This is a genomic window from Rhizobacter sp. P5_A1, assembly GCF_056400745.1.
Genome location: NZ_JBFUKR010000020.1, coordinates 83384 through 90298 on the forward strand (window position 1 = coordinate 83384; position 6915 = coordinate 90298).

The 6915-nt window shown below is 66.5% G+C and carries 7 protein-coding genes and 1 pseudogene; 6 read left to right on the plus strand and 2 right to left on the minus strand.

Annotated elements, in window-relative coordinates; genetic code table 11:
- Position 1: 1 nt before the first annotated feature.
- Together AC1DTW_RS20345 and AC1DTW_RS20350 are read right to left on the minus strand one after the other, a co-directional pair.
- A complete protein-coding gene (locus tag AC1DTW_RS20345) occupies positions 2-463 on the minus strand; it encodes a (2Fe-2S)-binding protein (protein ID WP_477983202.1) in 462 nt (153 codons plus the stop codon).
- A 22-nt stretch (positions 464-485) separates the two neighbouring features.
- Positions 486-1517 carry a Rieske 2Fe-2S domain-containing protein gene (locus AC1DTW_RS20350; protein WP_477983203.1) on the minus strand — a complete coding sequence of 344 codons (1032 nt, stop codon included), beginning with the start codon at positions 1515-1517 and terminating at the stop codon, positions 486-488.
- A 125-nt stretch (positions 1518-1642) separates the two neighbouring features.
- Here AC1DTW_RS20350 and AC1DTW_RS20355 point away from each other — a divergent pair, with 125 nt between their 5' ends.
- The 6 genes and pseudogenes from AC1DTW_RS20355 to AC1DTW_RS20380 form a co-directional block, all read left to right on the plus strand.
- Complete coding sequence (locus AC1DTW_RS20355; protein ID WP_477983204.1) at positions 1643-2599, plus strand: AraC family transcriptional regulator; 957 nt, start codon at positions 1643-1645, stop codon at positions 2597-2599.
- 504 nt (positions 2600-3103) lie between these two features.
- Complete coding sequence (gene tnpA / locus AC1DTW_RS20360; protein ID WP_477983205.1) at positions 3104-3505, plus strand: IS66-like element accessory protein TnpA; 402 nt, start codon at positions 3104-3106, stop codon at positions 3503-3505.
- Positions 3502-3849, plus strand: coding sequence for an IS66 family insertion sequence element accessory protein TnpB (tnpB, locus tag AC1DTW_RS20365; RefSeq protein ID WP_477983206.1), 348 nt, complete (start codon positions 3502-3504; stop codon positions 3847-3849). The genes tnpA and tnpB overlap by 4 nt, the downstream gene beginning before the upstream one ends.
- A gap of 72 nt (positions 3850-3921) precedes the next feature.
- The gene (tnpC, locus tag AC1DTW_RS20370) at positions 3922-5487 is read left to right on the plus strand and encodes an IS66 family transposase (protein WP_477983207.1); all 1566 of its coding nucleotides are present in this window, start codon (positions 3922-3924) and stop codon (positions 5485-5487) included.
- A 68-nt stretch (positions 5488-5555) separates the two neighbouring features.
- The gene (locus AC1DTW_RS20375) at positions 5556-6062 is read left to right on the plus strand and encodes a hypothetical protein (protein ID WP_477983208.1); all 507 of its coding nucleotides are present in this window, start codon (positions 5556-5558) and stop codon (positions 6060-6062) included.
- A 583-nt stretch (positions 6063-6645) separates the two neighbouring features.
- Positions 6646-6915, plus strand: a pseudogene (locus AC1DTW_RS20380) (hypothetical protein); the annotation flags it as partial.

The window sequence follows — 6915 nt, forward strand, 5'->3', positions numbered from 1 at the left end:
TCTATGTCCTCGCACGCTTGAGCGCGGCCGCCTTCTTGATCGCGGCGCGAATACGTGGGTAGGTACCGCAACGGCAGACGTTGCCGGCCATCGCACTGTCGATGTCCTCGTCGCTGGGATCCGGAGTCTTCTCCAGCAGCGCATGCGCGCTCATGATCTGTCCGGACTGGCAGTAGCCGCATTGCGGCACCTGGGCCTCGAACCATGCCTGTTGGACCGGCGAAAGGGCGCCGTCCTTCGACAAGCCCTCGATGGTGGTCACCGCGCCCTTGACCGCACCGACCGACAGCGAGCAGGAGCGTATCGGGGCGCCCTCCACGAGCACCGTGCAGGCGCCGCATGCGCCGATGCCGCAGCCGAATTTCGGACCGGGGATGCCGGCAAGGTCGCGCAATGCCCACAGGAGGGGCATGTCCGGATCGGCGTCGATGTCGACGGCCTTTTCGTTGATGGTCAGTCGCATTCAGCAAGCCTCCGGGACGCGTTCAAGCGCCCGCCTCTTCCCGAATGAGTGCGGCCAGTTTGCGGCGCGCGCGGGTCGCTCCGGCATCGCCGGGCAGCAGCACGGGGTCGAGCGACGCCCATGACTGGTTACCGATCCGGCGCTGCTGGGCCTCCAGCATCGGTTTGTCTTCGTTCTCGAACGCGTTGCGCAACAACTGCGCGATGAACGCGTTCGACTCGGGGTTGAGCGCCACGTTGCGGGTGGTCCAGTACCAGTAGTGGCAGCGCCCGTCGGACTCCGGCGTGGCCAGGTGCAGGGCGAGGCTGTCCATGCCGTTCTCGCGTGGTTCACCTTGCAAGGTCGCGCCCACACGCAGCAGGAGCGCCGACGGCGCGGTCCACGTGACCTCCGTCCACTGGTCGGTCGGGCGCCCGTGTTCCCTCAGCATCGCGTCGAAGGCCGGGGGCGCCAGTTCTCCCGACGCGTACCAGGCGATCTTGAGGGTCCGCTCGTCGATGTCCTCCACTGTGGGCTGTACCCGCGACAACACGCCCGCTCCCAGCGACGTGGCGTGAAGGTAGTCGGCGTGCGTGAGGTCGAGGATGTTGTCCACCAGAAACTGGTAGTCGCAAGCAGTCGGCATGTACCCGCGCACGGTGCCGTGGGGATGCGCGGCCGGTGCAAAGGCATAGTCCGGGATGCGGGAAGGATCGGCGCGCGTCGGATCACCGGGCCAGAACCAGATGATCCCGTCGCGTTCCTGCACCGAATAGCGCTTCACTTGGGCGGCCTTCGGGATCGTGCCGTCACCGTGCGGATTGAAGCGGCACTGCCCCAGCCCGTCGAAGCGCAAGCCGTGGTATCCGCATTCGAGGGTGTCCCCGCACAGCTTGCCAGCGGACAACGGGGCGAAGCGATGCGGACAGCGGTCGTGCAAGGCGTGGAGCGTTCCCGCCGTGTCGCGGAAGAAGACCACCGGTTCATCCAAAAGCCGGCGCGCCAGCAGGGGCCCTTGCGGTCGAACTTCGTCGCCAAAGCCTGCGACGTACCAAGCGTTGCGTTGATAGGCCATATCCGTGCGATCCCAGTCCGTTGCCGATGGCCGCGACTCTAGGCACAACGAACGAACGAATCCATCACATTCGTCCAAATTTTCGATGGTAGCGTTCAGGTTCGGGTTTCTAGGGAGGCGCAGCAATGGACTTGCTCAACAAGGTGTTGCAGTCGCTGGAGGTCCTCGACAGCGCGATCGCGACATTCGAGTTTGCGGCGCCGTGGGGCTTCAAGGTCGAGTTCGTATTGAAGGACTTCGTCTACCTGTTCATGCCGGTGGCAGGTCGATGCCACTTGTTCGTTCAGGGGGCCGATCCGGTCTTGCTGGAGGTGGGCGATGTGGGGATCGTGGTGGGCCGCGACCACCGCTTTGTGTCAGACCCCCACGCCGCCGCAAGGCCCTTTCTGCAGGCCTGGCGCGACCAGCGCTTGCCTGACCTGGGGCCGCGCATCGAGCGTGCCGCCCCGCTGAGATTCACCTGGCCCCTCGGAATGCGGCAGGAAGCCTGTACCGATCGCATGATCACCGCAGCCCTGCTGGTCCAGGACGTCGTTCAGAACCCGGTGCTCGAAGCGCTGCCACCGATCATCAAGCTGTCGCGGCAGGCGTTGTCGGCTTGCCCCTGGCCCCACGTGTTGGCCGGCTTCGTGAACTCGGAGCAAGATCCGCGGCCAGGGTATGACGCCCTGGCGCTGTTGATGGCGCGCCTCGTGTTGCTGGCCTTGATCCGCGAGCACGTCGTCCAGGAAGGGGCGGTCAGGGCCAGCTGGATGCGGGGCATGGGCGATCGGGCCATCGGCCACGCGCTGGTCTTGATGCACGATCGTTTCAGCGAGGCCTGGAGCCTGGCGTCGCTGGCCAAGGCCTCAGGGCTGTCCCGCACGGTCTTCGCGCAGCGTTTTGCCGCGCTGGTCGGGCAGTCGCCGATGGCCTACTTGACGTCGGTTCGGTTGCATGCCGCCGCACAAGAGTTGCGACTTGGCGCATCGGTGGCCGATGCCGCCGATGCCGCAGGCTACCGATCTGAAGCCGCCTTTCGCATGGCATTCGTCAAGCAGTTCCGTGCGACGCCGTTGCGCTACGCCAAATCGACGCGATGACGCGCCAGTTGGTCGCACGGAGAGTGGTGTTGGACTCCGGCAATCACAAATCTCGGGGTGTCCTCGGTCTGATGGAGCGAGTCGCGCCCAGGGCCGGGAAGCGGTCGTCGCGCCGATCCATGCTGCTCAATCCGATGCTGGTCGGTTGCCGCGAGAGGAGGCGGCGGAATGCGACGTCGGGCAGCGAAGCGCGAGAGGTCGACTCGGTGGTCACGCACTGGCCGAGGCCTGCCGGACACAGGGTCTCGGAGAAGCACGGCACGACCGTGTGAGTTGCGAGCCCTTGTTGGCGCCTGAGGTCAATTCAACGATTCAACGCAACTTCAAAGGGTCGTCGGTGGTTGGTTGATGCGCCGACGACCTGGTGTCTGCTTTCATGGTTAAACGGAACGGGAGATGGGTAAGCGCGGCCTCAAGGCCCTCTTGCCCGAGGCAGCCCAGATGAGCAGGATCGCGTGATCAAGCGCGCCTGCGATGGTGTGCATCAAGCCCTTAATGCACATCATGGACAAGCCAGTCGTAAGGACCCCGCGTCGGCGGCGAGAACACAGCGCGGAGTTCAAGCGGGACCTGGTTGCCCGTAGCCTGGAGCCGGGCGTGTCGGTGGCGGCCATCGCGATGGAAGGCGGCATCAACGCGAACCTTCTGTTCGGCTGGCGGCGCAAGCACCTGGACGGCATCCAGCAAGCCGGCAGTGCCGTACCGCGCCAGCCATCGGCCGTGCTGCTGCCGGTGTCCATCGAGGCGGCACCGGCCGACAGGCCGTGCACTCCTGCATCACCGCCGATGCGACCCGCAGGCGGCGCCATCGAGATCGAGATCGGCAGCGCTCGCGTGCGGCTGCGCGGTGGCGTCGACGAGGCCACTCTGCGCATGGTTCTGACGGCCCTGCGCAGCCTCGCATGATCGGCCTGCCGTCGAACACACGGGTCTGGATCGTGGCTGGCCACACCGACATGAGGAAGGGCTTCGACGGTCTCGCCGCGCTGGTGCAGACCGCACTTGCCGAGAACCCGTTCTGCGGCCACGTCTTCGTCTTCCGCGGCCGGCGCGGCGACATCCTCAAGGTGCTCTGGTTCGACGGCCAGGGTCTGATGCTGTTGGCCAAGCGGCTGGAGCGCGGTCGCTTCATCTGGCCGCAGGCCACGTCGGGCAGCGTGTCGCTGACGTCGGCGCAACTGTCGATGCTGCTCGAAGGCATCGATTGGCGCATGCCTGTGCGAACGCATCAGCCCGAACTCGCGGCCTGAACCACTGTATGAAGATGCCTCCGGTGCGCTCCCAATAGCGAGTAGCGCCTCGACTCGGCACAGTAGATCTCTGTGCCGACCACGACCCCCACGCCCCACACCGTCGAAGCGCTGCTACGCGTCGTCGAGGAGCGCCACTCCGAGGTGGTCTTGCTCAAGCTGATGGTCGACAAGCTCACGCTGCAGTTGCTGCGCGCGCGCCGAGCTCAGTACGGACGCTCCAGCGAGCAGCTGGATGACCCGCAGATCGCCCTGATCGAAGGCGCACCACTGTATGAACATCCGGCGCCCAAGGCGGCCCCGAAGGCACAAGCTGCCAACAGCGCAGGCATCGATCGGCAACTGCCCGCACACCTGCCGCGCGAGGATCACGTACACCGCGCCGCCGCGACCGAAGCGGCACACGATGCGACCGGCAACGGTTGTGGCTGCACCGCGTGTGGCGGTCGCCTGCGCCAGATCGGCGCGGACGTGTCTGAACAACTCGAGTACGTGCCGGCACGCTTCAAGGTGATCCGGCATGTGCGCCCCAAGCTGGCGTGCGTGGCCTGCCAGTCGATCTTCCAGGCCGCGGCACCGAGCCGGCCGATCGCGCGCGGCGTGGCTGGTCCGGCCTTGCTCGCTAACGTGCTCGTCTCCAAATACTGCGACCACATCCCGCTGCACCGGCTGGCCCGCATCCACGCCCGCGACGGCGTGAGCTTCGATCCATCGACCTACGGTGGCTGGGTCGAACAGAGCCATGCCTTGCTCGATCCCTTGGTAGCGGCACTGGGCCGCTATGCGCTGGCCGGCGTCAAGGTACACGCCGATGACACGCCGGTGCCGGTGCTCGACCCCGGGCGCGGCAGGACCAAGACAGGCCGCCTGTGGGTCTACGTGCGCGACGACCGCCCGGCCGGAAGCGCCGAGCCACCCGCTGCCTGGTACCGGTACTCGCCCAACCGCAAGGGCGAGCACCCGCAGGACCATCTGAGGGACTACCGCGGCATCCTGCAAGCCGACGCCTACGGCGGCTACGGGAAGATCTACGCGACGGGGCGTGTCGAGGAAGCGGCTTGCTGGGCGCACGCGCGACGCCCCTTCTGGGACATGTACGAGAACCAGGGCCGCGTGGGCGGATCCGTCGCTGAGCAGGCGCTGCAACGCATCGCGGCGCTCTACGCGGTCGAGGCCGACATCCGCGGTCAACCACCGGACCTGCGGCGTCGCGAACGACAGGCCCGCGCCGGGCCGCTGCTCGAGGATCTGCGTGCCTGGCTCACCGGCATGGTCGGCAGGGTGTCGGCGAAGTCGGAACTGGCCAAGGCGATCGGCTACTCGCTCACGCGATGGCGGGCGCTCACGCGCTACCGCGACGACGGTCGCATCGAGATCGACAACAACGCCGCGGAACGCGCCCTGCGTGGAGTTGCCCTTGGAAGAGGCAACTACCTCTTCATGGGTTCGGACGCGGGCGGTGAGCGCGCGGCGTCGATCTACAGTCTGGTGGAGACGGCCAAGCTCAACGGGCTCGACCCGCAGGCCTACCTGCAGGAAGTCCTGACGCGCATTGCCGACCATCCGATCAACCGCATCGACGAGCTGCTGCCCTGGAACATCGGGCCGCGCGATCAAGAGCAACGACTGGCAGCCTGAGGTCAACGCACTCGGGCGCCGCAACGCAAGAGGCCGAAGGCGTGAACTCGCAAGCCACCGACCCACCGATGATCGACGCCCTGGAGGGCGCGAGCAGCCTGCAGCTGTACCAGCTCAAGGCGCTGATCGAAGGCATGCTGGCCGACCCGCGCCGCGGCATCGCCGCCCGCGCGAGCCTGCATCTTGGACAGCCTGTGCAGTTCGTCGACTTCCGCGACGGTCAGATGCGCCGCGGCAAGATCATCGCGATGAAGGACACGCAGGCGACGGTGCTGGAAGAAGGCACCAAGCGAACCTGGAAGATCCCGTGCGTGGCGATGCAGGGCTACACCGACGCCGAGCGTCGAAGCGAGCAGGCGCGGTACGAACCGCCGCCGGAGCCGGTCACCGCGACAACCAAGGTGCGCGAGTTCGAACGCGGCGATACCGTCACGTTCGATGACCGCGACGGCAGGAACATCACCGGCGTGATCGTGCGCATCAACCAACGCACCGCCACGATCGGCACCGGCACCGCCGACGGTGGAACGTGGCGCGTACCGTTCCATATGCTGCGGCACGTGCTCGACATCTGAGCAGTGTCGGCCTGATACATCGGCCGGCGTCAAGAGGGCCTTGAGGCCGCGCTTACGGAGATGGCGGCCGGGTACTTCTCAGTCCGGGGAATTCATCTGGACCGCGCAAGGCGACCAGGACGCGGAGCAGGCGACGTCATTTATTTGCAATGCAAATAACAACTTTAAAGGGAGCTTCATTGCCTAAATGTTGATGGGCGTCAATCCTCCGGCATGCGCAATTCGCTTGCTGAGTTGCGCCAAAACAGACGGAGACAAGACTTGAACATCCTCGTGGTGTGCGGCGGGACTGCGGGCCCGTACTTCCCGGCGGAAGCAGACTGGGGTACGGTGAACTGTTCAGGGGTGCCACGGCCATGCGGGTGCCGGTGCAGGTCGCTCTCGCGGAGTCGAGGGACTTCAGCTTGACTGGGCATCCGCCTGAGCGCCTGGACGCAATCGCCAACGGCGGTCACCAAGACTACGGCATCGACGTGCGCTGGTCCGGCACCCTGACGATTGTGTCCTGGCGGTCACGCATGTTGGGCGCAAGGTCCGCGGACGTGGAGGGGTTCGCGCTTGGCCCGAATGCCGACGCCCATGTATGCGGAGCAAGCTGCAGCAACTCGTCGTGCTGGAGCGGAGGATGAAGCGGTTCCTGATGGGCGTTGCGCTGCTCGCGGCGAGCGCTTCAGCGTGCGCGACGGAGCCCGTCGGCGCGGCGCCGGACCGGCCGGCGCAGGCGGTACGTGCACTCGAGCGCGCCGTGCTGCTCGGGGCGGCACAGGCCGGCGCTGCGTGGATCGCGGTGGGCGAGCGCGGCCTGGTGATGCGTTCGGACGATGGCGCACACTGGCAGCAGCTCGCCGCGCCG